The sequence below is a fragment of the Embleya sp. NPDC025285 genome (genome assembly GCF_055558835.1).
On the sequence record NZ_JBVHLU010000138.1, the window covers coordinates 1 to 23,661 of the forward strand.

25 protein-coding genes are annotated in these 23,661 nt (G+C 72.6%); 11 read left to right on the forward strand and 14 right to left on the reverse strand.

What is annotated here, in order from left to right:
• Positions 1 to 668: 668 nt before the first annotated feature.
• The 6 genes from ACZ4FV_RS46925 to ACZ4FV_RS46950 form a co-directional block, all read right to left on the reverse strand.
• A complete protein-coding gene (locus ACZ4FV_RS46925) occupies positions 669 to 2,054 on the reverse strand; it encodes a sensor histidine kinase (RefSeq protein ID WP_465327174.1) in 1,386 nt (461 codons plus the stop codon).
• Positions 2,055 to 2,241: 187 nt separating this feature from the next.
• Positions 2,242 to 2,973, reverse strand: a complete 732-nt coding sequence (locus ACZ4FV_RS46930; protein WP_395868399.1) for a response regulator transcription factor — start codon at positions 2,971 to 2,973, stop codon at positions 2,242 to 2,244.
• A gap of 1 nt (position 2,974) precedes the next feature.
• Positions 2,975 to 3,955, reverse strand: coding sequence for a hypothetical protein (locus tag ACZ4FV_RS46935; RefSeq protein WP_465327176.1), 981 nt, complete (start codon positions 3,953 to 3,955; stop codon positions 2,975 to 2,977).
• A 45-nt stretch (positions 3,956 to 4,000) separates the two neighbouring features.
• The gene (locus ACZ4FV_RS46940) at positions 4,001 to 5,221 is read right to left on the reverse strand and encodes an ABC transporter permease (protein WP_465327178.1); all 1,221 of its coding nucleotides are present in this window, start codon (positions 5,219 to 5,221) and stop codon (positions 4,001 to 4,003) included.
• Complete coding sequence (locus ACZ4FV_RS46945) at positions 5,218 to 6,000, reverse strand: ABC transporter ATP-binding protein (protein ID WP_465327182.1); 783 nt, start codon at positions 5,998 to 6,000, stop codon at positions 5,218 to 5,220. The genes ACZ4FV_RS46940 and ACZ4FV_RS46945 overlap by 4 nt, the downstream gene beginning before the upstream one ends.
• Complete coding sequence (locus ACZ4FV_RS46950) at positions 5,997 to 7,586, reverse strand: efflux RND transporter periplasmic adaptor subunit (RefSeq protein ID WP_465327184.1); 1,590 nt, start codon at positions 7,584 to 7,586, stop codon at positions 5,997 to 5,999. The genes ACZ4FV_RS46945 and ACZ4FV_RS46950 overlap by 4 nt, the downstream gene beginning before the upstream one ends.
• A gap of 312 nt (positions 7,587 to 7,898) precedes the next feature.
• Between ACZ4FV_RS46950 and ACZ4FV_RS46955 the strand changes: the two genes are divergently transcribed.
• From ACZ4FV_RS46955 to ACZ4FV_RS46970, 4 genes are all read left to right on the forward strand, one after another.
• The gene (locus tag ACZ4FV_RS46955) at positions 7,899 to 8,570 is read left to right on the forward strand and encodes a hypothetical protein (protein ID WP_465327187.1); all 672 of its coding nucleotides are present in this window, start codon (positions 7,899 to 7,901) and stop codon (positions 8,568 to 8,570) included.
• Between the two features lie 459 nt (positions 8,571 to 9,029).
• Positions 9,030 to 9,599 carry an amidohydrolase family protein gene (locus tag ACZ4FV_RS46960; protein WP_465327190.1) on the forward strand — a complete coding sequence of 190 codons (570 nt, stop codon included), beginning with the start codon at positions 9,030 to 9,032 and terminating at the stop codon, positions 9,597 to 9,599.
• Positions 9,600 to 10,015: 416 nt separating this feature from the next.
• Complete coding sequence (locus ACZ4FV_RS46965; RefSeq protein WP_395868385.1) at positions 10,016 to 10,147, forward strand: hypothetical protein; 132 nt, start codon at positions 10,016 to 10,018, stop codon at positions 10,145 to 10,147.
• A 96-nt stretch (positions 10,148 to 10,243) separates the two neighbouring features.
• On the forward strand, positions 10,244 to 10,930 hold the full coding sequence (locus ACZ4FV_RS46970) for a TIGR00266 family protein (protein ID WP_395868383.1): 687 nt from the start codon (positions 10,244 to 10,246) through the stop codon (positions 10,928 to 10,930).
• Positions 10,931 to 11,241: 311 nt separating this feature from the next.
• Here ACZ4FV_RS46970 and ACZ4FV_RS46975 read toward each other — a convergent pair whose 3' ends face one another.
• Positions 11,242 to 12,003, reverse strand: coding sequence for an AraC family transcriptional regulator (locus ACZ4FV_RS46975; protein ID WP_395868381.1), 762 nt, complete (start codon positions 12,001 to 12,003; stop codon positions 11,242 to 11,244).
• A gap of 54 nt (positions 12,004 to 12,057) precedes the next feature.
• Here ACZ4FV_RS46975 and ACZ4FV_RS46980 point away from each other — a divergent pair, with 54 nt between their 5' ends.
• Positions 12,058 to 13,596, forward strand: coding sequence for an MFS transporter (locus ACZ4FV_RS46980; RefSeq protein ID WP_465327193.1), 1,539 nt, complete (start codon positions 12,058 to 12,060; stop codon positions 13,594 to 13,596).
• A gap of 30 nt (positions 13,597 to 13,626) precedes the next feature.
• Entirely contained in the window at positions 13,627 to 14,382 is a 756-nt protein-coding gene (locus ACZ4FV_RS46985) for an HAD family hydrolase (RefSeq protein ID WP_395868377.1), read from the forward strand.
• On the opposite strand, the gene ACZ4FV_RS46990 is transcribed toward ACZ4FV_RS46985, so the two are convergent.
• Entirely contained in the window at positions 14,348 to 14,800 is a 453-nt protein-coding gene (locus ACZ4FV_RS46990; protein ID WP_395868375.1) for an RpiB/LacA/LacB family sugar-phosphate isomerase, read from the reverse strand. The genes ACZ4FV_RS46985 and ACZ4FV_RS46990 overlap by 35 nt on opposite strands.
• A gap of 52 nt (positions 14,801 to 14,852) precedes the next feature.
• On the opposite strand from ACZ4FV_RS46990, the gene ACZ4FV_RS46995 reads away from it, so the two are divergent.
• The gene (locus tag ACZ4FV_RS46995) at positions 14,853 to 15,710 is read left to right on the forward strand and encodes a helix-turn-helix domain-containing protein (RefSeq protein ID WP_395868373.1); all 858 of its coding nucleotides are present in this window, start codon (positions 14,853 to 14,855) and stop codon (positions 15,708 to 15,710) included.
• 280 nt (positions 15,711 to 15,990) lie between these two features.
• Here ACZ4FV_RS46995 and ACZ4FV_RS47000 read toward each other — a convergent pair whose 3' ends face one another.
• On the reverse strand, positions 15,991 to 16,119 hold the full coding sequence (locus tag ACZ4FV_RS47000) for a hypothetical protein (RefSeq protein ID WP_465327198.1): 129 nt from the start codon (positions 16,117 to 16,119) through the stop codon (positions 15,991 to 15,993).
• A 65-nt stretch (positions 16,120 to 16,184) separates the two neighbouring features.
• Between ACZ4FV_RS47000 and ACZ4FV_RS47005 the strand changes: the two genes are divergently transcribed.
• Positions 16,185 to 16,355 carry a VOC family protein gene (locus ACZ4FV_RS47005; protein ID WP_465327200.1) on the forward strand — a complete coding sequence of 57 codons (171 nt, stop codon included), beginning with the start codon at positions 16,185 to 16,187 and terminating at the stop codon, positions 16,353 to 16,355.
• Positions 16,356 to 16,447: 92 nt separating this feature from the next.
• Here the strand turns inward: ACZ4FV_RS47005 and ACZ4FV_RS47010 are convergent, their stop codons facing one another.
• A complete protein-coding gene (locus ACZ4FV_RS47010) occupies positions 16,448 to 17,290 on the reverse strand; it encodes a metallophosphoesterase (protein WP_395868370.1) in 843 nt (280 codons plus the stop codon).
• A 184-nt stretch (positions 17,291 to 17,474) separates the two neighbouring features.
• On the opposite strand from ACZ4FV_RS47010, the gene ACZ4FV_RS47015 reads away from it, so the two are divergent.
• Complete coding sequence (locus ACZ4FV_RS47015) at positions 17,475 to 17,954, forward strand: GNAT family N-acetyltransferase (RefSeq protein ID WP_402230034.1); 480 nt, start codon at positions 17,475 to 17,477, stop codon at positions 17,952 to 17,954.
• A 108-nt stretch (positions 17,955 to 18,062) separates the two neighbouring features.
• On the opposite strand, the gene ACZ4FV_RS47020 is transcribed toward ACZ4FV_RS47015, so the two are convergent.
• From ACZ4FV_RS47020 to ACZ4FV_RS47035, 4 genes are all read right to left on the reverse strand, one after another.
• A complete protein-coding gene (locus tag ACZ4FV_RS47020; protein WP_465327203.1) occupies positions 18,063 to 19,631 on the reverse strand; it encodes an MFS transporter in 1,569 nt (522 codons plus the stop codon).
• A gap of 117 nt (positions 19,632 to 19,748) precedes the next feature.
• Positions 19,749 to 20,303: a TetR/AcrR family transcriptional regulator gene (locus ACZ4FV_RS47025; protein ID WP_395868363.1), complete on the reverse strand. Its 555-nt coding sequence runs from the start codon at positions 20,301 to 20,303 to the stop codon at positions 19,749 to 19,751.
• 74 nt (positions 20,304 to 20,377) lie between these two features.
• Positions 20,378 to 20,899: a pyridoxamine 5'-phosphate oxidase family protein gene (locus ACZ4FV_RS47030; RefSeq protein ID WP_395868361.1), complete on the reverse strand. Its 522-nt coding sequence runs from the start codon at positions 20,897 to 20,899 to the stop codon at positions 20,378 to 20,380.
• A 67-nt stretch (positions 20,900 to 20,966) separates the two neighbouring features.
• Complete coding sequence (locus tag ACZ4FV_RS47035) at positions 20,967 to 21,635, reverse strand: hypothetical protein (protein ID WP_465327206.1); 669 nt, start codon at positions 21,633 to 21,635, stop codon at positions 20,967 to 20,969.
• Between the two features lie 237 nt (positions 21,636 to 21,872).
• On the opposite strand from ACZ4FV_RS47035, the gene ACZ4FV_RS47040 reads away from it, so the two are divergent.
• Together ACZ4FV_RS47040 and ACZ4FV_RS47045 are read left to right on the forward strand one after the other, a co-directional pair.
• On the forward strand, positions 21,873 to 22,163 hold the full coding sequence (locus tag ACZ4FV_RS47040) for a hypothetical protein (RefSeq protein WP_395868357.1): 291 nt from the start codon (positions 21,873 to 21,875) through the stop codon (positions 22,161 to 22,163).
• A gap of 33 nt (positions 22,164 to 22,196) precedes the next feature.
• Positions 22,197 to 23,345, forward strand: coding sequence for an epoxide hydrolase family protein (locus ACZ4FV_RS47045; RefSeq protein ID WP_465327209.1), 1,149 nt, complete (start codon positions 22,197 to 22,199; stop codon positions 23,343 to 23,345).
• Positions 23,346 to 23,661 lie beyond the last annotated feature (316 nt).

Consider the following 23,661-nt stretch of genomic DNA (forward strand, 5'->3'; position numbering starts at 1 on the left):
CTTGTTTTGCGTTGGGGGGGGTTCTCCCCCAAACCCCCCCCCTCCCCCCCCCCCCCTTCCCCCCCCCCCCCCCCCCACCACAACCCCCCCCCCCCCCCCCCCCCCCCCCCCGCGGCCGAGCCGATACAGAAAAGTCGCCACGTCAGGGTCTCCCTATCCACATGCGATGACCGCTCAAGGCTCGTCCGGCGGGGCCCCTCCGGTCGTCATGCGGCTACGGACACTGCGACCTACCGAAATGGGACGAGTGCCTACTGAAATCGCAGTAGGCGCCCTCCGGCGCCACTCGCTCGGGTTGGCTCGACACCGCCCACGCGGGCACTTGCCGACCGCCTTCGCCGGGGTACGGCGGAGCCGCGGGAGCACCGGCCGGTGACGGTCGGCGGATGCTGTGGGCCGGGCCGGTATGGCCGGTATGTGGGTGCGGGCTCGGGCCGGCACGGGGACGGGTCGGTGGTCTCGGACGGGGGGCTGAGACGGGGCGGGGGCGGTGCGGTCGGGGCGGGTCGGAGCGGGGCGGCGCGTTCCGGTTCCGAGTCGGGGGTGGGCACGACGGGTTCGGTCGGGTGGGGGCGGCCGGGTTGGTCGGGGCAGCCCGGCTCCGAGGCGGGGTGGGCACGATGGGGTCCGGTCGGGTGGGGCGGCTCGGTCGGGCGGCCCCGACCGGGTCAGGGCAGCAGCACCCGGAACGCGGCGCCGCGACCGGGTGCGGTGCGTACCTCGACCCGGCCGCCGTGTGCGTTGACCAGCGCGGCGACGATCGCCAGGCCCAGGCCCGAGCCGCCGCCGGCGGCCCGGCTGCGGGAGGAGTCGACGCGGTAGAAGCGTTCGAAGACGCGTTGTGCGTCGGCCGGTGCCAGACCGGGGCCGGCGTCGGTGACCTCCAGAGCCGCGCACGGGTCCGGTGCCGGGGTCCGGCCCACCGCGATCCGGATCGCGGTCCCGGCCGGGGTGTGTGTCAGCGCGTTGGAGACCAGGTTGGCCACCACCTGGCGCAGCCGCGACTCGTCGCCGGAGACGATCACCGGATGCGCCGCGCCGCCGTCCAGCCCGGTCAGCGTGACCGAGCGATCGGGCGCCAGCGTTTTGATGTCGTGCACCGCGTCGGCGGCCAGGATCCGCAGGTCCACCGGCTCGTTGCAGAGCGGGCGCTGTTCGTCCAGGCGGGCCAGTTGCAGCAGGTCCTCGACCAGGCCGCCCATCCGGATCGCCTCGTCCTCGATCCGGCGCATGGTCCGGGCCACCTCGGCGGGATCGGTGAGCGCCCCCATCCGGTACAACTCGGCGAAGCCGCGCACACTCGCCAGCGGGGTGCGCAATTCGTGTCCGGCGTCGGCGACGAACCGGCGCATCCGCGTCTCCGACTCGGCCCGGGCCGCGAACGCGGTCTCGATCTGGGCGAGCATGCCGTTGATCGATGTGGACAGTCGGCCGATCTCGGTCCCGGGCGCGGGTACCGGGACCCGATGCGAGAGGTCGCCGGCCGCGATCGCCGCCGCCGTCTCCTCGATCCGGCGCAGCGGGCGCAGGCCGCCGCGCAGCGCGAACCAGCCGGCCGCGGCGAGCACGGTCAGACAGCTCAGGCCGATCACCAGGCACACCGTGCGCATCCGGTCGACCGTCGCGCGCACGTCGTCCAGCGGCTGGGCCAGCACCACGCTGCCCTCGCCGCCCGCCACCGGCACCGCGAGCACCCGCCAACGCCCGTCGCCGCTCACCGAGTCGGTCTCGAACGCCCGTCGCTGCAAACCCAGCACCGTGTCGGTGTCCAGCTTCGGCAGTCGGGGTCCCAACTCGTCCTCGGCGCCCGGCGAGCGGATCCGCTGGCGGGTGGTGCCGTCGGGAAACAGGTACTCGGCCACGATCCGGCTCGGCAGCACACCGGGCGCCCGCCCGCGCGGCCCGCTCCGCGGCTCGCCCGACTCCGGCGCACGGAACGCCATCCCGCGTGCGGCCTGTGCCAGTTGCCGGTCCACCTGGTCGGTGAGGTAGCCGCGCAGCGAACCCACCACGACCGTCTGACTGACCAACAGCGCGACGGCGACCAGGGCCATCGCGATGATCAAGACCCGGACACGCAGCGACGACCGACTCGGGTGCGGGAAACGCAGCGGGGACCGGCTCGGGCGAGGCATACGCAGCGAGGATCGGTTCCGGTACGGGAAGCGCAGCGAGGACCGGCCCGGGCGAGGGGTACGCAGCGAGGACCGCCTCGGGTGCGGGAGGCGCATGGGGGCGCCGTCAGACCGTCGGCTGGGGGCGGCGCAGCACGTATCCGACACCGCGCACGGTGTGGATCAACTTGCCTCCGCCGACGTCGAGTTCGACCTTTCGGCGGAGATAGCTGATGTACGACTCGACGATGCTCAGGTCGCCGCCGAAGTCGTACTGCCAGACGTGGTCCAGGATTTGAGTCTTGGACACCACTCGGCCGGTGTTGAGCATCAGGTAGCGCAGCAGCTTGAACTCGGTCGGCGAGAGTTGCACGGGACGGCCGCCGCGCAGCACCTCGTGGCCCTCCGGGTCGAGTTCGAGGTCGGCGACCACGATCCGGTTCGACGGCGTCGGCAGGGCCGCGCCGCCGTCCACCCGGCGCAACACCGCGTGGATGCGGGCGATCAACTCCTCCAGGCTGAACGGCTTGGTGACGTAGTCGTCCCCGCCCAGGGTCAGTCCGGTGATCTTGTCCTTGGTGGTGTCCTTGGCGGTCAGGAACAGTACCGGCAGGTGGGTTCCGTCGGCGCGCAGCCGGCGGACCACCTCGAAGCCGTCCAGGTCCGGGAGCATCACGTCGAGGACGACCAGGTTCGGCCGACAGCGCGCGACCGCCGCGAGGGCGTCCGTGCCGTCCGCCGCCGAGTCGACGTCGAATCCGGCGAAGCGCAGGCTGGCGGAAAGGAGTTCGCGGATGTTGGGCTCGTCGTCGACGACCAGGAGGCGGGCGCGGGCGCCGGCTTCGGTGGGCGTGGTCACGTCAGCCGGTCCCGCCGGCGGTGGGGCCGGCTCCGCTCGTCCCGCCGGCCGTGGCGCTCGTGCCTGCCGATCCGCTCGGGCCTGCCGTTCCGTTCGCGCCGCCGGCGCTCGTGCCGGGGTTGCCGGCTCCCGGGCGAGCGGCCGTGGCGGTGCCCTCGGTGACCGAGGTGGCGGCCACCGAGCCGTCGGCGTCCGTGGCGCCACGCACCACGACGGCGTCGCCGGGCTTGAGGTCGACGGGTTTGCCGTCCCGGACGACCTGGATCTTGGTTGCGGCGTCGGTCTTCACCTTGACGATATTGCCGGCCGAATCTGAGACGTAGATGAAAGAGTCGTCCACAATCTTCACGGTCCCGGTGGTCAGGTCCGAGCCGGCGCCCGCTCCGGGGCCGGCCGCCGCGCCGCCGCCGGTACGCCCGGTGCCTTGTCCGCCGCCACCGGTCGAAGGCGCGCCGGCGGCGCGGGCGCCGTACGGGTTCGCGCCCTGCGCGGCGGCGGGTCCGGCGGCCTGATTCGTGCCCTCGCCCTGATCCTTCTGCACCTCGACGCCGGCCAGGAAGCCGACCGCCAGGAACACACCGGCGCCCAGAGTCAGCGTCAGCGCGGGGAGCCTGCGCCGGGGCGGGGCGGTGAGTTCGGCGGCCACGTCGCGAGCGGTCGGCGGCCGGCCGAGGATGTCCTCCGGGGACTCGTCGGGGTGGGAATCGTCGCGGTGGGATTCGTCGGCGGCTTCCGGTTCGGTACGGAAGCCGCCGACGAACCCGGTCTCGGCCGCCGCGTTCGCCGCCGGCCCGGGGTCGCCGGGCGCGGGGATGCGGGAACGGGGGCCGAGGGTCTCGGTGTCGGACGGCGTTGTGTCGGGGATGCGGCTCTGCGGCCGGGTGTCCTGTCGGTCCGGTGCCTCGGTATCGGGACGCGCTGTTTCGGGGACGGCGGTCTGTGGTCGGGTGTCGTCTCGGTCGACGCGGTGCTTCGGCGTCATGGTCTCGGTCCTCCTGGGACGCTGGAACGGCGGTGGTCGGTCGGGCTATTCGTGCCGCAGCGCCTCGATCGGGCGCAGCGCCGCCGCGCGTGCGGCCGGGTAGCCGCCGAAGAACAGGCCGATGGCGACCGACACGGCGAACGAGCCGACCACCGAACTCGGCACCACGACGGGCGTGATCCCGACCACCTCGAAGCGCGCCGCGAACAGCCCGGCGGCCACGCCCAGTCCGCCGCCGAGGACGGACAGCAGGGTCGACTCGGCGAGGAACTGGCCCAGGATCGCTCCGCGCGGGGCGCCGATCGCCTTGCGGATGCCGATCTCCCGGGTCCGTTCGGCGACGGTCACCAGCATGATGTTGGTGATCCCGATCCCGCCGACCAGGAGCGAGATCGCCGCGACCGCCGCGAGCAGCACGGTGAAGGTCTTGTTGGTCTCGTCGTTGGCGCTCAACAGCGACTGCTGGTTGGTGATCCGGAAGTCGCTCTGCGTCGAACTCGTGATCCGGTGACGGTTGTTCAGGATCGAGGTGACCTCGTCCTGGGCGAGCGTGGTGTCCGCCGAGGAGGTGGCCCGGACCGCGATCGAGGAGAGCGAGCCGTAGCCGGTCAGGCTGTCGCGCATGGTGGTGACCGGCAACACGATCGTGTCGTCGGAGTCCGCCACGCCGTTGCCGCCCTTGGTCTTCAACACGCCGGCGACGCGGAACGGTACGCCCCCGATCAGGATCTCCTTGTCGATCGGGTTCTCCGTACCGAACACGTTCTCGACCGTGGTGCTGCCCAGGACGGCGACCTTGCGGCGGGCGTTCACGTCCTCGGTGCCGAACAGCGCGCCTTGGCCCAGGTCGTGGTTGGTGGTGGCGAACCAGTCCGGTGTGGTGCCGACGACCTGGGACACGGTGACCGACTGGCCGGCGTAGGTGACGCTCTGCGACGCGGTCTGCACGGGCGCCGCCGACGCGACGTGCGGGGCCAGGTTCTTGTCGACCAGGGCCTGCGCGTCATCCAGGGTCAGGTCCTTGAGCGCACCGCCCTGGCCGGCCGCGCCGAAGCGACCGCCGCCGGCGGTGTGCGAGATGGTGAGCAGATTGGTGCCGAGTCGCTGGATCGAGGCCTGGACGGACTTGGACGAGCCGTTGCCCACGGCGACCAGCAGGATCACCGCGCCGACGCCGATCAGCACGCCGAGCATGGTCAGTGCGGTGCGGATCTTGTTCGCGGCCAGGCCCAGGACGGCGAAGCGGAGCACTTCGACGGGGTTCACCGGCGGGCTCCTTCGGTGGGAGCGCCGGTCGGCACGCGGACGGGTGCCGGGTTCGGGGTGGTCCGGGCCGAGGTGCGGCGGTGGTCCGTGACCACCAGGCCGTCGACCAGGCGCAGGATGCGCTGGGCGCGGGCGGCCACCTCGTCCTCGTGGGTGATGATCACGATCGTGCGTCCGGAGCCGTGCAGCCGGTCCAGGATTCCGAGCACCTCCGCGGTGCTGTGGCTGTCCAGGTTGCCGGTCGGCTCGTCGGCGAGCAGCAGGGCGGGCGTGGTGACCAACGCGCGGGCCAGCGCGACGCGTTGCTGCTGGCCGCCGGAGAGCTCGTTGGGCGCGTGGTCGGTACGGTCGGCCAGGCCGACCAGGTCGAGCGCGGCCAGCGCCCGACGTCGGCGCTCCTTGGCGCGTACCCCGGCGTAGGACAACGGGAGTTCGACCTGAGCGAGCGCGCTGGTGCGCGGGATCAGGTTGAACGACTGGAAAACGAACCCGATGCGCCGATTGCGGACCAGGGCGAGTTGGTGTTCGTCCAGCCGGCCGACGTCGAGGCCGTCGAGCAGGTAGTGGCCGGAGGTCGGCACGTCCAGGCAGCCCAGCACGTTCATCAGCGTCGACTTGCCCGAGCCCGAACTGCCCATGATGGCCACGTATTCGCCGACCTCGATGGTCAGGTCGACGCCGCGCAGCGCGTGCACCGAGGCGGCGCCGTGCCCGTACGACTTGGTCACCGCGCGCACGTCGATGACGGGCGCGGGTCGGTCCGCGTGCGATTCGCTCATCGTGCGCCGCCGCGCGGGAGGCCGCCGCCCGACGCGCCGGCCGAGGCGCCGCCGACCGCTCCGCCACCGGGGAAGTTGCCTATGCCCGGGGCGGGTTGCCCGCCGCCGGCCGTCGCGCCTCGGGTGGACTGGCCGGAGCGGCCCGATGTGGAGCCGGCGGAACCGGCCGCGGCGACGGTGCCGATCACGATCTCGTCGCCCTCGGCCAGGCCGGAGACGATCTGGGTGGTCTGGTCGCCGACCACGCCGGCGGTCACCGTACGGCGCTGCTCGGCGCCGTTGACCAGGATCCGTACCGAGGCCGTCGCGCCGGTGCCGGTGACGGCGGCGGAGGGCACCTGCAACGCGTTGTCGGCCTGCGCGACGACCACCGAGATGTTCGCGGTCTGTCCGGTCCGGAGCGTGGACACGTCGCCCTGCAGCGCGATCGTCGCGCCGTACTTGACCGAACCCGAGGTCGAACCGCCGTCCGGCAGCGGATTCACGCTGACCACCTTGGCGTTCAGCCGGATCGCGGAGTTCACGTTGAGCGTCACCGTGGCTGGCTGACCCGCCTTGACCTTGGCGGCGTCGGCCTCGGAGAAGGACACCCTGGTCTCCATGCCGGTCGGGTTGGCGATCACGACGAAGCCGGTGACGGTGGTGGTGGAGGTGGCGGAACCGCCTTGGCCGCCGCTTGCGCCTCCTGCTCCGCCTGATGAGCCCGATCCGCTCAATCCGCTCGATCCGCCGGAGGAGGAGGTGGTGGTGGCGGCGGAGACGGTGTCGCCGACCCTGCCGGAGACCGATGCCACGATGCCGGCGGAGGGCGCCTTGAGTACGCAGCCGTCCAGGGCGCGTTGGGCGTCGGCGAGCTTGTTGTTCGCCGCGATCAGGGCCGACTCGGCCTGGGTCACCGCCGCCGCGTCGACCGTCGTGCTCGGCGTCGGGGTGGCCGTCGGGGCTTTGGTGACGGTGACGGTGACGGTCGGGTGCGGCTGGGTGACGGGGGGCGTCGAGGTCCGGGGCGGCGCCGGCGTGGATGTGGACGTGGGGGCGGGCACATCGCCTGTGCCGCCGGTCCCGCCGGTGGTCGCGGTGCCGCCGGTTGTGGTCGCGCTGCCGGCGGTCGAGCCGCGCAGGACTGTGTTCTGGGCGTCCGTGCCCTGGTTGCCGCTGCCACCGCCGTTGCCGTTGCCGCCGTTCTGTTGGACCGGGGTGCCCGCCTGGGCCTTGGTCAGGTTCGCCTGGGCCACCGTGACGGCCGCCTTCGCCGCGTCCAGTGCCTCCTGCGCCTGGGTCGGGTCGACCTGCGCGAGGACCTGACCGGCGGTGACGGTGTCGCCGACCTTGACCCCGACGGCGGTGACGCGGCCGGCGGCGGTGAAGCCGACGCCGACGTCCGAGGGCGAGGTCAACGACCCCGACGCGGACACCGTGGCCTGCACCGTCCCCTTGGTCACCTTGCCGGTACGCGTGCGCGTCGCGCCGGCCGATTCACCGCCGTCGTCCACCGCCGCGTAGGCGAAGCCCACGCCGGTCACCATCGCGGTGGCCAGAGCCAGGTTGATCAGGACCGACTTCCGTCGTAGTCGTACACGCCTCATGGCGGCACAGCCTGGTCCGAACACGTCCCCGAACACTGGCCGTCGCCTGGGAGTTCACTGGGAGCACCGGCGCGCCCCGCAGCGCCCCGCAGCGCCTCGAAGCCGGCGGTGGCCGGCGCGGTACGCCGAAATCGGGCCCGATCACGACAAGCCACACGTCGGCCCGAGGGCGACGTGTGGCCCGTCTCGGCCGGGGCTCCCAGAGAACTCCCAGGCGGCGCGCGGGCTTTCACCATCCCGTCGTGCTTGAGTCCTGGGCGGATGGGCGGTGCGCCGTCCGGCGCCGACCCCGAAGCTCGTGGGAAGGACGTCATGACGAGGTACCCGGGTCGACCGGCGTGGACCACAACGGTGGCGCCGGCCGCCGCCTCGGCACGCGTGCTGCTGCTGGCCGGATGTGGGGGGAGCAGCGGCAAGAGCACGAGTGCCTCGGCCCCGTCGAGCGCGGCGAACGGTGGTGGGGACGCGACCAAGGCGTACACCGAATGCCTGCGCGAAAACGGCGTCGCGGTGCCGACGGGACGACCGGACGGCGGCAACCGCCCATCCGGCGAGCCCCGCCCCTCCGGGGAGTCCCGCCCGTTCGGCGAGCCGCGCCCATCCGGCCGCCCGAGCCGCCCAGCCGGCGAGCGACCCACCGCCTTCCCGAGCGGGCGACCCAATCCCCGCGCGACGGACCCGGCGTACCGCAAGGCCGAGGAAGCCTGCGCGAAACTACGCCCCTCCCGGGGCCCGGCCGGCGGTGGCGGCGCCGGCGGCGGCACGGACGCCCCGAGACGCGGCGGCAACTCGGCAGGCCAGGCCTTCGCCGGCTGCCTCAAGGACCACCAGGTCGAACTCCCACCGGGCGGCGCACCCGCCCTGGACCGAAACGACCCCAAAACCGCCGAAGCCCTCAAGATATGCGAACCCCTGCTGCCTTCGACGCCGGGAACGGCAACGACGCCAACGACTACGGCGCCGCCGGCCGGCGCGACGACATAGGGCGGGGGATCCCTGACGCGGTGCGGTGCGGTGGAGTGCGGGTTGGGCGTGGCGGGTGGGAGGTGGGTCGGTCTTGGCCGGCTGGGCTGGGGGTGCTGGGTCGCCGGCTGGGGCTGGGGTGTGTGGGGGCTTGGCGGCGGTGGGTCGGTTTTGGCTGGGCCGGCATTCGCTGGGTCGGTCGGGACTGGGATGAGCCGGGGCGGGGCGGGGCGCGTCGGGTCGGGGGTGGGTCGAGCTTTGCCAGCTGGGTGGGTAGGCGCTGGGTCGGCTGGTTCCGCGGTGGGCTGGGTTGGCGGAGCTGGTCGGCCGGGGGCGGGTCGCTTTGCCGGCTGGGTCGGTATGCACTGGGTCGGCTGGTCCCGCGGTGGGCTGGGTCGGTGGAACTGGTCCGCCGGGGTGGTGGGTTGAGCCGGGCTGGGGCGTGCCGGGTCGGCGGAGCTGGGTCGGGGGCTGGGCATCGTGGTCGAGGCGCACGACGCGGGGCTGCGGGTGGCCGCGCACGCGCACGGGACCGCGTCGATCGTCGCCGCCGTGAAGGCCGGTGTCGACTCGATCGAACACTGCACTTGGCTCACCGACGGCGTCCCGGACGAGCGGGACGACATCGCCGCGCGGATCGTGGACCAGGGCATTCACGTCTGCTCGGCGATGTCGCCGAACTGGCGCGCCTTCATCGACCGGCTCGGCCCCGAGCGCGCCGAACGGTCCTTCGCCCGGCTGCGTTGGATGGACGACCTCGGTGTTCGGCTGGTCACCGGCACCGACGCGGGGCTGCCGTCGTCCGGCTTCGGCGACTTCGTGGGTGCCCTCGGGCTGTACGAGCACCTGGGGTTCCCGCTCGACCGCATCATCGAGATGGCCACCACGCGTGCGGCCGGCGCATTGGGTCTGGCCGAGGAGACCGGTCGATTGGCACCGGGGTACGCGGCCGACCTGATCGTTGTCCGAGGCGACCCGACCACCGACCTGAACGCACTCCGCGACCTCGAACTGGTCCTCGCCCGCGGACGCCGTCCGGCCGGCCCCTGACCGAATCCGACGCAGGACACCCCCAACCGACCGGCCGCCCACCGTTGCGCTCGCGTTGCTGTGTTCCGCGTGCCCCGCGTCCGGTGTCGCCGCGCCCAATGCGCCCCTCGCGCCCGCGCGTTGTGCCCGCCGGGCCCCGCCGTACCCGCCACGTCCGTGCCGTGTCCGACGGCCGCCCTGGTCGTATCCGGCCTGCTGGGTGCGCCGGGCCGAATCCGTCGCGCCCACGTTGGCGGTGCCTGTCGTGTCCGTCGCGCTCGCCGCGCCGGATATACCCGTTGCGCCCGCGCGGCTGTGCCCGTCCTGCCGGCCGCGCCCGGGTGCGCCAGGCGCCGGGGTGCCACGAAGGTTCCGGACAGGGACCCATTAGGGAGATCTACATCGGTGTGGAGGGTTGTGACGCGTCGTTCGCGCGGGTGATCGAGTTGGGCGCGGCCGAGTTGACGGCGCCGGACGACATCCCGGGCGTAGGTCGGATTGATTTCGATGGTGAACGACCCTTCGGGGCGCGTTTCGCGATGATCAAGGGCATTGCGCCGGCCAAGTGAGCGTGGGTGGAACCGCGGACCCGATCGGGTGGTGGGAGTCGCCCGGTCGGGTCGTTTTGGTCGGTAAGGGCGGCCGGCGCGTGTGAGGTTCGCGGGATGAGAGTCGAAGTCAGACACGGTCCCGCGTTCGCCGCCGCCCGTTGCACGCTCGATCCGGGCGAGGCGATGCGGGCCGAATCCGGCGCGATGATGGCGCACAGCGCGGGCGTGGAGATCACCGCCAAGGTCGAGGGCGGCATCATGCGCGGCCTCAAGCGCAGTGTGCTCGGCGGCGAGTCGTTCTTTCAGACCACGTTCACCGCGCCCGACCGGGGCGGCTGGGTCGACGTGGCCACCGCGCTGCCCGGCGACATCGCCAATGTCACGCTCACCCCCGAGGTGCCCGAGTTCCTGCTCACCCGGACCAGTTGGCTGGCCAACTCCGCCGGCGTACAGATCGACACCCGCTGGGGCGGACTGCGCAACCTGGTCGGCGGCGAGGGCGGCTTCCTGGTACACGCGTCCGGCCAAGGCGAGGTGATCATGGGCTGCTACGGCGCGCTGGACGTGTTGGACCTGGAGGCGGGGGAGCAGGTCGTGGTCGACACGGGCCACGTGGTCGCGTATTCGCCCGCCATCACGTTCTCCACCCGCCGGGCCGCACGTGGGCGGACCATCGCGTCGGTTACCTCCGGCGAGGGGCTGGTCTTCGACTTCACCGGCCCCGGCAGGGTGCTCATCCAGACCCGAAACCCCTCCGCGTTGGCCGATTTCATCACGGGTCTGCCCGGCGTACGCAACTGACCGACGGTGGGCAGAAGCAACCGACCGGCGACGGGTGCACGAACCGACCCGTGACGGGCGTGCGCGACCAACCGAGGCCCGGCGTACGGCAACCGACCGGCGACGGGCGTACGAACCGACCGAGGGCGGGCGTACGAACCGACCGGCACCCGGCGCACGCAACCGTCCGACTCGCGTGCGCAACCGACCAACGCCCGACGCCCACAACCGACCGACGATTCGAGTACGTGAATATCCGCCGCCGGCGCCCGGAGCAGGCAAGGGCCGCGTCGTCCCGGGTTTCCGCCGGCGGCGCGGCGACGACCACAGGTTCAGTCGATCGTGCGGTGCGCGCCCGGGGTGTGGCCGAACGCGCGTCGGAAGACGTCGATGAACGCGCTCGCCGAGGACCATCCGCAGCGGTGTGCGACGGTGGTCACCGGTACATCCTCGGCGAGCAGGCGCAGCGCGTGGTGCAGGCGCGACTGGGTGCGCCACTGCGGGAACGTCATGCCCAACTCGGCCGCGAACAGCCGGGTCAGCGTGCGTTCTCCCGCCCCGACGTCGGCGCCCAGGGCGGCGAGTGTGCGCTGGTCGGCGGGGTCGGCGAGGAGCAGTTCGCACACCGCGACCAGGCGCGGATCCCGGCCGGTGGGCAGGTGCAGCGCCTGTTGCGGGCTGTGTCGGAGCTGGTCGAGGAGCACCGCCAGGATCCGGGCGCCTTCGGCGGTGTCCGGGAGTTCGGGCCGGCTGTACGCGATGATCAGCTCGCGCAGCAGGGGGCCGACCGCGAGTACGGCGGGGCCGTCCAGGTTCAGTGGGTTGGTGTCGGCCGGGACGCCCACGGTGTGCAGCACGGTGCGGCCGTGTGCGCGGTGCCGGTGCATGGTGCCGGCCGGGATCCACAGTGCGCGGGTGGCGGGCGCGACCCAACTGCCGGCGTCGGTGGTCACCGTCAGTACGCCGCGCCCGGCGTAGACGATCTGGTGCACGTCGTGTCGGTGTGCGGTCACGCCACCGCCCGCGGGCAGGTGGCGGGTGCTCGTGGTCAGCCCGCTCGCCGGCTCGACGTCGGGTCGGCTGGAGATCGGCATCACCTGGCAGATTATCGGAAGCCCGCCGAACCCGACGGCTCGGATCATCGACGGGTGACCGATCCCGCACCCACCGACCATCCGCTGCCCACCGACCATGCGCTGCCCACCGACCATGCGCTGCCCACCAACCGTCCGCTGCCCACCGACCACCAGCCGCCCACCCGGCATCCCGATCCGCCCGGTCGACCGCTCGGCGCCGAGCGACCCGCCTCTTCCGCCCGACCTCCCGAGCGCCGCGCCATCCCGATGATGGCCATCGGCCATGCCACCGTGGACTTCTACCAGGGCGCGGTGCCCTGCCTGGTCCCGTTCCTGGTGGCCGAGCGGCATTACGGCTATGTCGCCGCGTCCGGCATCGTGCTGGCCGCGACCCTGCTGTCCTCGATCGTGCAGCCGCTGTTCGGTGCGCTCACCGACCGCTGGACCATGCCGTGGCTGATCCCGGTCAGTACGACCGGCGCGGGCCTGGGCATCGCGCTATCCGGTCCGGCCGACTCGTACGTGCTCACCTGGCTCGCCATCGCACTGTCCGGCATGGGCGTCGCCGCCTATCACCCGGAGTCGGCGCGCCTGGCCCGGGTGGCCTGCCGAGGCAGCCATGTCGCGATGGGCTGGTACTCGCTCGGCGGCAACATCGGCTTCGCGCTCGCCCCCATCGTCGCCTCGCCGATCCTGTCTGCCGGCGGCCTCGACGCGACCCCGTGGTTGTTGCTGCCGGCGGTCGCCGGAGTCCTGGTGACCGCGTCGGTGATCCGTCGCCTCGCTCGGCACGCGGCCACGGCCCGCGCCGCGGGCGGTCCGCTCCGCGCGGACGACTGGCCGAGGTTCGCCCGGCTGTCCGCCGTCATCGTGTGCCGCTCGATCGTCTTCGTCGGGCTGAGCACGTTCATCGCGCTGTACGCCGAGCAGCACACCGCGGGCGGCTCCACGGCCGGCTCCGTCGCGCTGTTCACCCTCTTCGCCGGCGGCGCGATCGGCACCGTGCTCGGCGGTCGGCTGGCCGCGCGCTGGGGCCGCACCCGCACCCTGCGCCGCGCGTACGCCGCCTCCGTCCCGGCCACGGCCGGCATCGTGCTGGCGCCCGGTCCGGGCCTGTACGTCTTCGCTGCGGCCGCCGCGACGGCGCTGTACATCCCGTTTTCACTGCACGTCACCCTCGGCCAGGACTACCTGCCGAACCGGGTCGGTACCGCGAGTGGCGTCACCCTGGGCCTGGCCGTGAGCATCGGCGGCGTGGCCACCCCCGCCATCGGCGCCCTCGCCGAGGCGACGACCCTGCGCGTCGCCCTCGCTCCGCTGATCGCCCTGTGCGCCCTCGCCTGGTTCCTCGGCCGCACCCTCACCGAACCCGACGACCGGGTCGCGCCCGCCACTCGATCCGAGCCTGCCACCCGGCCCGAGTCCGCCACCCGACCCGAGTCCACCACCCGACCGCAGCCCGACACCCGAGCCGCGCTCGACACCCGACCCCAGCCCGACACCCGATCCCAGCCCAACGATCGAGCCGTACCCACCGGCCGGGCCGCCGGGCCCGACGACCGTCCCACCCTCGACCCGACAACCCCGCGCGAAGCCCGCGCGCAGGACTGACCCGGCCCCGAATCGGGGACCCGCGTGAACATGAACCTACGTGCGCTGGCCCTCGACTTCGGCGACACCCTGGCGGTCCGCGGACCCAATCCGGACGGCCGCACCGTGCTCGACGTGCTCCGCCGGATGCCGGACACCGACGTCCCGGACACCTTCGTCGCCGCCTACGACCACGTGCATCGCATCACCCGCGAGGGGGACCGGGTCCGGGACACGCACACGCCCTTCGCCGACGAGATCCGGCACGCCTCGGCGCTGTGCGGGGCCCGCGTCCCGGACCCCGAGGCGGTCGCCGAACTCGTCTTCGAGCGGATCCCCGACTCGCGGGTGATCCGCCGGGCCGCCGACGCGCTGCTGCGCATCCGGGAACGCCGCGACCTGGTGTGCGTACTCGCCTGCGACACCCAGCGTCCCGAGTCGGTGCGCCGACGGACCCTGGCCGAGGCGGGCATCGAGGCGTGCTTCGACGCGATCGTGCTCTCCTGCGCGATCGGCCTGCGCAAGCCGCATCCGCGGTTCTACGCCGAGGTCGAGCGGGCCTGCGGGGTTCCGCGCGAGCAGATCATGTATGTCGGGAACTCCCCGGCCAAGGACGCCACCGCGCCGCACATGTACGGCATGCAGGCGGTGCTGATCGCCCCGACCGGGCGTCCGGCCGGGCTGGCCGACGCGATCGGGGTGATCGACCACTTCGCCGACCTGCCCGACTACCTCGACCGCACCGTGCCCGGCCCGCTCGGCCCGGCCTGGTTCAGCCCCGGATCTCCGCCACCCGCTCGACGTTGAGCACGTCGGCGATCTCCTGGCTCGGGGCGGTCTCGAACCACGCGTCCAGGATCTCGATCAGTACCGGCCCGGAGGTCAGCCGCAGGCTCAGCGCGAGCACATTGGCGTGGTTCCAGCGCCGTGCGCCCGCCGCCGTGGCCGCGTCCGTGCACAGCGCCGCCCGGATCCCGTCCACCTTGTTCGCCGCGATCGAGGCGCCCGTACCGGTCCAGCAGCACACGACCGCCTGATCCGCGCGCCCCAGCCTCACCTCGCGCGCGGCGGCTTCGCTCACCGGCGCCCAGTCGTCGTCGAACTCCGGCTCGTGCGCCGGGTCGAAGGCGCCGAACGGCAGCACCTCGTGACCGCGCTTGCGCAGTTCGTCGGCGAGGTAGACGCCACAACCCTTGATCTGGTCGGCCGAGATCGCGATGCGCATCGGACACTCCTTGGTCGGTGCTTTGTCGGTGGCGGGTGTGAGACTGGGAAGCATGGTCCCCACGGACACTCTGCACGTGACCCGACACACCTCCGCGCTCGGGTCGATGGAGACCGTGTCCGCGCCCCCGCATCCCGCGCTCGCGCCGCTGATCCATCCCTACCTCGGGTACGACGAACGCACGCACGCGCCGTTGCGCCGCCGGGAGGTGGCGACCGGGTCGGTCACCGTGATCATCGGCTTCTCCGCGATCCGAGTGTGGTCCCCACGCGACGCCCGGTACGGACCGGGCAGCACCAGTTCGTTCGTGGCCGGCCTGCACGGCGGCCCGGCGATCGTCGAGCACGACGGCCGGCAGGCCGGCATCCAACTCGACCTCACCCCGCTCGGCGCGTACACGCTGCTGGGTCTGCCGCCGGTCGAGATCGCCGACCGGGTCGTGCATCTGGACGACCTGCCCGGGTGGGACGCGGGCGCGCTGGTGGACCGACTCCAGGACGCGCCGGACTGGTCCGCGCGGTTCGCCTTCCTGGACCGGGTCCTGCTCCGCCGGCGTGAACTGGGTCCCGAACCGCCGCCCGAGGTGGCTCGCTGCTGGGATCTGCTCGTGGCCGGCGCGGGCCGGATCGAGGTCGCCGCGCTCGCCCGCGAGACCGGCTGGAGCCGACGCCACCTCGGCGCGCGGTTTCGCGAGACGATCGGCCTGCCGCCCAAGACGGTGGCCCGGCTGCTGCGTTTTCGGCACGCCGTCGAGTTGCTCGAGGACCCGCTCCGGTCCTGGGCGGAGGTCGCGGCGGACGCGGGCTACTACGACCAGGCGCACTTCAATCGCGACTTCAAGGCGTTCGCCGGTTGCACCCCCGGTGCCTATCTGAGTTCCCGCCTGCCCGGGGGCGGTTTCGCGAGCTGAGCCGTCCCGGCGCGGCGAACCGGTGCACGTTCTTCGGCCGCGGTGCCGGCGTTCCCGTTTGTCCAATACCGCGAGGGGTCACTCGCCGGAAGCTGGAATCGATCACTCGGCGACATCCGGTTCCATCCCGGTTTCGGCGATGCCCGGTTCCCACCCCCGGTTCCCACCCCGGTTTCGTGCCCGGTTTCGACAGTCGGGTCGACGACCGGTCCCATATCCGGTTCAAGGAGTGCACCATGAGCGACAAGACCCTGATCTCCGACCTGGTACCGACGCTGCGCTACAACGACGCGACGGCGGCGATCGCGTTCCTGGGCGACGCGTTCGGCATGAAGGCGGTGCTCGTGGTCCCGGGCGACCACGACACCGTCGCGCACGCGGAGCTGACCTTCGGCAACAGCATGATCATGCTCGGCACCAACCTGCCTGAGGGGCTCCGGCGATCAACTGCGGTGGCCGGTCGGCGGCTCGGCCGTGTACGGCATTGTCGACGGCGACGTGGACGCGCACTGCGCGCGGGCGGTGTCGGCGGGCGCGACCGTGGTGCGCGAGCCGAAGGACGAGGACTACGGCGGCCGCGGCTACACCGTGCGCGACCCGGAGGGGAACCTCTGGAGCTTCGGCACCTATCGCCCGCAGGTCTGACGGCCGCCCCCGTCCGCCCGCCGGAACCGTTCGCCCGACCAGCCCGACCCGCCGGTGGCGCGCGTCCCCGCCCGCCGCCGGCCGGGCCGCGCTCAGCCCTCGTGCGCCGCGAGGTAGCGGTCCACCTTGGCCCGCTCGTAGGCGTACACCGGCTCGATCGGGCCGACCGGGACGAAGGTGGCCGTCGCGCAGTCCTCGTACAGGTCGACCCGGGTGTAGCCGACGCCCGCCACGCCCTGATAGGTGCCCGCCGGCGGGAACACGTCGGCGCGGTAGGCGACGGCCGGGGCCGCCCACACCGGCACCCCGGCCAGTACGCCGCAGGTCGCGTGGTGGTTGTGGCCGGTCAGCACGATCCGCACGTCGCTCCCGGCGAGGGCCGCGCCCAGTCGGGTCGGCTCGCGCAGCGAGAGTCGCTCCAGGAACGCGAGCGGCGTGGGGATCGGCGGATGATGCAGGCCGAGCACCGTGCCACCGGCCGCCGGCGTGGCCAACTCGGCACGCAGCCACTGCAATTGATCATCCGTCAGGTCGCCGGAGTGGCTGCCCGGCGTGGTGCTGTCCAGCATGATCACCCGCACCTCGCCGGCCATGTGCACGAAGTCGTGCGGCTCGGTGGACGCGGGGACGTCGAGCAGCCCCTCGCGAAACGCCGCGCGGTCGTCGTGGTTGCCCATCCCGTACAGCGCGGGCGCGCCGATCCGCGGCCCGGCGTCGGCCAGCAGCGCCCGCAGTCGGCGATAGGCCCGCAGGTCGCCGGTGTCCGCGAGGTCGCCGGTGAACAGCAGCGCGGCGGGCTCCAGGTCCGCCGCCTCGACCGCCGCGAGCGCCTGACGCAGTTGTTCGGCGGTGTCCAGCCGGTCGAGCAGGAGTTCACCCTCGGGGACCAGATGCACGTCACTGAACTGGACCAGGGTGTGGCGTGGGATACGCACGGCAAATCCTCCTGCGGGCAGGGCAAGGCGACACGTGTCACCGGGTGGGGCACAGTCCACCGTCGATAGGCGACAAGGTCAAGCATTTCCCGGACCGAGCTGTGCCCGAGCCGCGGCCGAGTCTCCGCCGAGCCGTCGCCGACCTGCCGCCCATCGCGCCGAACACACGGGCTAGCGTTTTCCCGTGGAGATCAAGACTCTGGGGTACGACCACCCCGACGTGCGCAAGCTGGTCGCCGATGTGCAGCAGGAGTACGTGGAGCGCTACGGCGACCCCGACGAGACCGCGGTCGACCCGGCCGACTTCCGGCCGCCGGAGGGCCTGTTCTGCGTGGCCTACGAGAACGACGTTCCGGTGGCCAGCGGCGGTTGGCGAGCCCGCGGCGCCGCCGGCGACGACGACCCGAATATGCGCGAGGGCGACGCCGAACTCAAGCGCATGTACGTGGTGCCGCACGCGCGCGGGCGCGGCCTGTCCCGGGCGATGCTCGCGCACCTGGAGGAGACCGCTCGTGCCGCCGGCCGCGTGCGCCTGGTGCTGGAGACCGGGGACAAGCAGCACGAGGCGATCGCGCTGTACCGCTCCAGCGGCTACGAGCCCATACCGGGGTTCGGGTTCTACAAGGACTACGACAACAGCATGTGCTTCGCGAAGGCGCTCTGAAGCACCCGCGCGAGCCCCGCGCTCCGCGCCCTGTGCCTCGCGCCCCGCGCACGGTGGGAAGCCCGGCGGCCGGGCGGCGGGATCCCTCCCACCGCCCGCCCGCCGGCGTCAGTGTTCGACGTCCGACCCGGCCGTGCGCGCGCCGCGCAGCATGAACCAGGCCGCGACGGCCGCCGCGAGCAGTACCGCGGAGCCCGCGCCGGCCGCGATCCGCAGCCCTTCCAGGAACGCGTCGTTCGCCGAGTGGGTGAGGTCGGCCGCGACCTGTCCGTGCACCGTCCCGGCCGCCTCCGCCGCGCCCGCGAGCGATTCGCGCGCACTGCCGGCCGCGTCCGAGGACACACCGTCCGGAATCGTCACGTGGCCCCGGTACACCCCGGTGACCACCGAACCCAGCAGCGCGATGCCCAGCGCCGCGCCCAGTTCGTACGCGGTCTCCGAGACCGCCGAGGCGGCGCCCGCGTTCTCCTTCGGCGCGCTGCCCAGGATCAGGTCCGCGGTGACCGTGAAGGAGAAGCCCGCGCCGACGCCGACCAGGAGCAGCACACCGCCCAGGTAGAGGTACGGCGTGTCCGCGGTCAGCACGGTCAGCGCGCCGAGCGCGAGGCCGATCGCGGTCAGACCGCCGGTCACCACCACACGCGGAGTGAGCCGGCGTGCGGCCAGGCCGGCGAGCAGACCCGACACGATCGCGCCCACGGTGGCCGGCAGTTCGGCCAGGCCGGCCTGCAACGGGCTGCGGTCCTGGACCAGTTGGAGGTACTGGGAGAGGAAGAAGATCAGCCCGGACATGCCGAGCACGGTGAGCAGGTCGGCGAGTACCGAGCCGGAGAAGGCCCGGTTGCGGAACAGCCGCATGTCCAGCAGCGGCACCGGCAGCGACAACTGCCGGCGGCCGAACCAGCCCAGCGCGCCCACGCCGACGACCAGCGCGGCCCATACGTCCCAACGCAGCAGGCCGTGGGTGGCGGCCTCCTTGACCGCGTACACCGCGGCGATCATGCCGACCAGGGACAACGCCGCGCTGAGCATGTCCCACGGACCCGGATTCGGGTTGCGCGACTCCGGCAACATCTTGATGCCGACCACGATCAGCACCGCCATCACCGGCAGATTGATCAGGAAGACCGAGCCCCACCAGAAGTGTTCGAGCAGGAAGCCGCCGACCACCGGGCCGAACGCGGCGCCCGCCATCGACATCGCGCCCCAGACGCCGATCGCGAAACTGCGTTCGCGCGCGTCCGGGAAGATGTTGCGGACCAGGGCGAGCGTGGACGGCATCAGCGACGCGCCCGCGACACCCATCGCGACGCGGGCCGCGATCAGGGCTTCGGCGCTGGGTGCGTAGGCGGCCACCACGGACAGCGCGCCGAACGCGGCCGAGCCCCACAGCAGCAGCTTCTTGCGACCGATGCGGTCGCCGAGCGTACCGGCGGTGACCAGCAGGCCGGCGATGACGAACGAGTAGACGTCGCCGATCCACAACAACTGGGTGCCGGTCGGTTCGAGGTCCTCGCTGAGGAAGGGGATCGCCAGGCCGAGCACCGTGGCGTCGATCGCCACGAGCAGCACGGACAGGGTCAGTACGCCCAGGGCGATCCAGCGGCCCGGCGCGCCCTTGTCGGAGCCGCCGGTGCCGGTATGTATCGCAGTCGGGGAAGAGGTGCCAGTCGACATGATCAGGATTCCAAAAAACGAGGTGGATCGGCCGGACGGATCAGCCGGGGAGTCGCGGTAGCGGGGCGGATCGGCGGTTCGGCCTCGGCGCGGCGGCCGGACCGCGGTGGCGCCGAATCAGCACTGGGGGCGGCGGGCCGCGCCGCCGAGCAGGAGTTCGGCCACCGAGCGGGAGGCGTCACGGCCGGCGAGTCGGCCCTCGTGGACCGCCCAGCCGGCGGCGGCGACGAAGGAGAACAGGGCCTCGGAGACCCACTGCGCGGTGAGGTCCACCCGCATCGAACCGTTCTCCTGGCCGCGCCGGACCGCGGCGGCGACCTGCTCGTCCATCACGCTCCAGGCCTGCTCCAGGTCCGGGTCGCCGACCAGTGAGCTCTCGCCGTACAGAAAGGCCAGGTATTCGGCGCAGGGCATGAGTCGGTCCACCAGGCCGCGCAGTACGGCCGGGACGTCGTCGCCGCTGGTCAGGTCGGCCGCGTCGATGGCGCGACCGATCTGCGCCGAGGCCTCCGCGCCGAGTGCGGCGATCAGTGCCGGGCGGCCGGGGAACATCCGGTGCAGCGTGGCCCGGCTGATCCCGGCGGCCCGGGCGATCTCGTCCATGGACGAGGCGGGCCGCCGCAGCAGCAGGGTGACGGCGGCGCGCAGCACGTGCTCGTTGTCGGTGGGCATGGATAGATGCTAGCTCAGATGAGACAAGTTTGTCTCATGAATTACGGCGCGGATTCAACTGGAACCCCGTGGCGTCAGTTGCAGCCCTGTGGTGTCAGCTCCGGGCGCGGTTCCTGCCAGGTCAGCACCTGGTCGCCGGGCCCGCCCTTGAGCGCCGCACCGGGGAACACCCGCAGCCGCCACGGCGACAGCCGCATCACCGCGAAGCCCGGCGACGAGGGCCGCTCCCACCCGGGCACCCCGATGGCGGCCGGGTCGTAGCCCAGCGGCTCGGGGGTGTCCCGGAACAGGTTCCACACCCGCTCGCGCACCTCCGGCTCGAAGAGCAGGTCCGCGCGACACTCGGCGGCGCACGTGTCGTGCGAGGGCGACCAGTAGTTGCAGGACACGAACGGGTTGCGGGCGATGTGCGCGCGCTTGGTCGCGGTGGGCGCGGTGGCCACCCAGCCGGTGAGCGTGCCGTGCTCCCACACCCAGTACGGGTGCAGGATCCGGGTCCGCGGCCGACCGGCGCTGTCCACCGTGGCTATCGAGGCCCACACGATCGAGTGCGCCATGGCGATGAAGGCCGGGGCCGCGGTTTCCAGATCGGTCATGGCGGCAACCCCTGTTTCGTTCCGTCGTCCCGGCACCCCACCCATACTGTCGTGAACGCGCGCGACCCTAAAGGCCCGGCGGGAAGTCGTACGAGGCCGGCGGCTTGATCCGTACCTTGTCGTCCTGGTACATCACCGAGATCTGGTCGTGCGGACGCAGCTCGATCCGGGCCGGATCTCCACCGACCAACTCGCCGTTCAGGTAGGTGCGGAAGGTGTGCGTGGCGTCGGGGGTGAGCGCGCCCAGGTGGGTCTCGTCGAAACGCACGTTCCACATGGCGAACAACTGGCCCAGTACGAACCGGGCGTTCGCGTCGTGGCTCTCCACGTGCAGCACCCCGCTGTCGTCGTGGGTGTGCAGATCCGCGAGCAGACCGGTCCTCTTGTCGATGCCCAGGTCCGGCGGCACCAGGACCCGGTCGAGGCCGACGAAGATGTCCAGATGCACGTGGAAGTGCTGCTTCGCGCCCTCCATCTTGTCCAGTTTCAGACCCGCGTCGGCGCCGCGCCGTGCGCTGTCCTGGGGAACCGGCCAGGGCGGCAACTCGGCGTTGGTCGCGGCCTCGGGCTCCGGAAGCGGACCCCGCGGCCCCGCGCCGGGCGTGAGCAACGTGGTCAGCCCGCCCCCGCCCCCGCCCCCGGGCTCGTGCGCGGACACGGGCGAGCCGGCGGCGAGCGAACAGGCGGTCAGGAGCGCGGCGGTGACGCCTACCCCGTTGCGGAGGTGACGGTTCATCAGGGGCCTTCCGATGATCAGGGGCCATCCGGTGCGGACGAGAGCAACAACCTGTCCGGTTCGGTGGTCCCGGCGAAAGCCGATCGGCCGCTTCACACGCGGACTTCACCCATACGGAGCACGCCCGTCGGCCCGCCCGAGGCCGCGGGCGCAAGGACTGAGTCCGGCTTCGCCGGGCAGACGTGAGGCGACCCACCCGTGGGTGGTCCGCGGGGTGTTCCCAGGGAGCCGGATCCAGTGATTCTTACCAGCCGCCATCGCCGGCACGTCGAGAACGAACGCCCGTGGTTCGCCAAGCAGCGGTCGGTCCTGCTCCTGCTCGTGGTCCTGCCACCGATCGGCGCGCTGCTGATGTGGATGGTCACCCGATGGACGCCGATGACCAAAGTCGTGCTCTCCGTGATCGCGGCACTCTGGTGCGGTGCCCTGGTGATCGGGTTGAGTACCAACCTGGAGACGCACGACAGGAGTCCCGACCCGGTCGCACCGATCGTCGACGACGGCCGAGGCCCGCAGTCGTCTCCGTGACCTGATCCCCGCCTCGGATGGAGTTGCCGGTCGATGCCCACCCCGCCGCACATCACGCCGTTTCGGATCGAGATACCCGAGGCCGACCTGACGGACCTGCGGGAGCGCTTGGCGCGCACCCGCTGGCCCGAGGCGGAGCCGGTGGCCGACTGGTCGCAGGGCGTGCCGCTCGCCTACACCAGGGAGTTGGCCGAACACTGGCGCACCACCTACGACTGGCGCAAGACCGAGGCCAGGCTGAACGGCCACGCGCACTTCAAGGCCCAACTCGACGGCCTGGGCATCCACTTCCTGCACGCGCCGTCGCCGCACCCGGACGCGCTGCCGCTGATCCTCACCCACGGCTGGCCCGGTTCGATCATCGAATTCCTGGACGTGATCGGCCCGTTGACCGACCCGACGGCGCACGGCGGCGACGCGGCCGACGCGTTCCACGTGGTGCTGCCATCGCTGCCCGGCTACGGCTTCAGCGACCGGCCGGCCGAGACCGGGTGGGGGATCGACCGGATCGCCCGCGCCTGGGCCCGGCTGATGGCCGACCTGGGGTATCGGCGCTACGGCGCGCAGGGCGGCGACTGGGGGTCGATGGTCACCGCGTCGATCGGCCGGCAGGACCCGGAGCACGTGCTCGGCATCCACCTGAACATGCCGGTGGCGATGCCGGACGTGGAGGCGATGCGGGATCCGACGCCCCAGGAGCGGCAGGCACTCGCCGACCTGAGCTCGCACTCCGAGTGGGGGGCGGGGTACAGCAAGATCCAGTCCACCCGCCCGCAGACCCTGGGCTACGGCCTGGCCGACTCCCCGGTGGGCCAACTGGCTTGGATAGTGGAGAAGTTCCAGGAGTGGACCGACTGCGACGGGCATCCGGAGAACGCCCTCTCGCGCGAGCACATGCTGGACAACGTGACGCTGTACTGGCTCACCGACACCGCCGCGTCCTCGGCCCGGCTGTACTGGGAGAGCTATCGCAGCCCCGACCTGTCCGAGGTCGGCGTCCCGACCGGATGCTCGATCTTCCCGCACGAGATCATCCGCTCCTCGCGCCGCTGGGCCGCGAACCGCTTCACCGACCTGCGGTACTGGAACGAACTCGACCGCGGCGGCCACTTCGCCGCGTTCGAACAACCGGAGACCTTCGTCGAGGAGGTCCGCCGCTTCTTCCGCCTGGTCCGCGAGTAGGCCCGACGGCGCGGATGGGCCGGCCGTGTGGTCGGGAGGGACGCACGCCGGCGTTGCCGCCGCGGGCGCTCGCAACCCGTACGGCCCCTCGGAGGTGCCGAGCGCTCGAGGTCGCATCGAGGGGGTTGCCCGGACACCCCTCACCGGCATCCGGGCCATCGGACGAGCCTGCCGACGACACACGAGTGAGCGGGCCTTCGAGTGAATCGCCGGACAAGCGATCGGCGTGGGGGGGGGGGGGGGGGGGGGGGGGGGGGGGGGGGGGGGGGGGGGGGGGGGGGGGGGGGGGGGGGGGGGGGGGGGGGGGGGGGGGGGG

Bases quoted from the DNA above. Each gene is read 5' to 3' on its own strand.
- ACZ4FV_RS46925 (WP_465327174.1), bottom strand. From the start codon at position 2,054: ATGGCCCTGGTCGCCGTCGCGCTGTTGGTCAGTCAGACGGTCGTGGTG.
- ACZ4FV_RS46935 (WP_465327176.1), bottom strand. From the start codon at position 3,955: ATGACGCCGAAGCACCGCGTCGACCGAGACGACACCCGACCACAGACC.
- ACZ4FV_RS46945 (WP_465327182.1), bottom strand. From the start codon at position 6,000: ATGAGCGAATCGCACGCGGACCGACCCGCGCCCGTCATCGACGTGCGC.
- ACZ4FV_RS46950 (WP_465327184.1), bottom strand. From the start codon at position 7,586: ATGAGGCGTGTACGACTACGACGGAAGTCGGTCCTGATCAACCTGGCT.
- ACZ4FV_RS46955 (WP_465327187.1), top strand. From the start codon at position 7,899: ATGACGAGGTACCCGGGTCGACCGGCGTGGACCACAACGGTGGCGCCG.
- ACZ4FV_RS46970 (WP_395868383.1), top strand. From the start codon at position 10,244: ATGAGAGTCGAAGTCAGACACGGTCCCGCGTTCGCCGCCGCCCGTTGC.
- ACZ4FV_RS46975 (WP_395868381.1), bottom strand. From the start codon at position 12,003: ATGCCGATCTCCAGCCGACCCGACGTCGAGCCGGCGAGCGGGCTGACC.
- ACZ4FV_RS46985 (WP_395868377.1), top strand. From the start codon at position 13,627: ATGAACCTACGTGCGCTGGCCCTCGACTTCGGCGACACCCTGGCGGTC.
- ACZ4FV_RS46990 (WP_395868375.1), bottom strand. From the start codon at position 14,800: ATGCGCATCGCGATCTCGGCCGACCAGATCAAGGGTTGTGGCGTCTAC.
- ACZ4FV_RS46995 (WP_395868373.1), top strand. From the start codon at position 14,853: ATGGTCCCCACGGACACTCTGCACGTGACCCGACACACCTCCGCGCTC.
- ACZ4FV_RS47000 (WP_465327198.1), bottom strand. From the start codon at position 16,119: ATGATCATGCTGTTGCCGAAGGTCAGCTCCGCGTGCGCGACGGTGTCG.
- ACZ4FV_RS47020 (WP_465327203.1), bottom strand. From the start codon at position 19,631: ATGTCGACTGGCACCTCTTCCCCGACTGCGATACATACCGGCACCGGC.
- ACZ4FV_RS47025 (WP_395868363.1), bottom strand. From the start codon at position 20,303: ATGCCCACCGACAACGAGCACGTGCTGCGCGCCGCCGTCACCCTGCTG.
- ACZ4FV_RS47030 (WP_395868361.1), bottom strand. From the start codon at position 20,899: ATGACCGATCTGGAAACCGCGGCCCCGGCCTTCATCGCCATGGCGCAC.
- ACZ4FV_RS47035 (WP_465327206.1), bottom strand. From the start codon at position 21,635: ATGAACCGTCACCTCCGCAACGGGGTAGGCGTCACCGCCGCGCTCCTG.
- ACZ4FV_RS47045 (WP_465327209.1), top strand. From the start codon at position 22,197: ATGCCCACCCCGCCGCACATCACGCCGTTTCGGATCGAGATACCCGAG.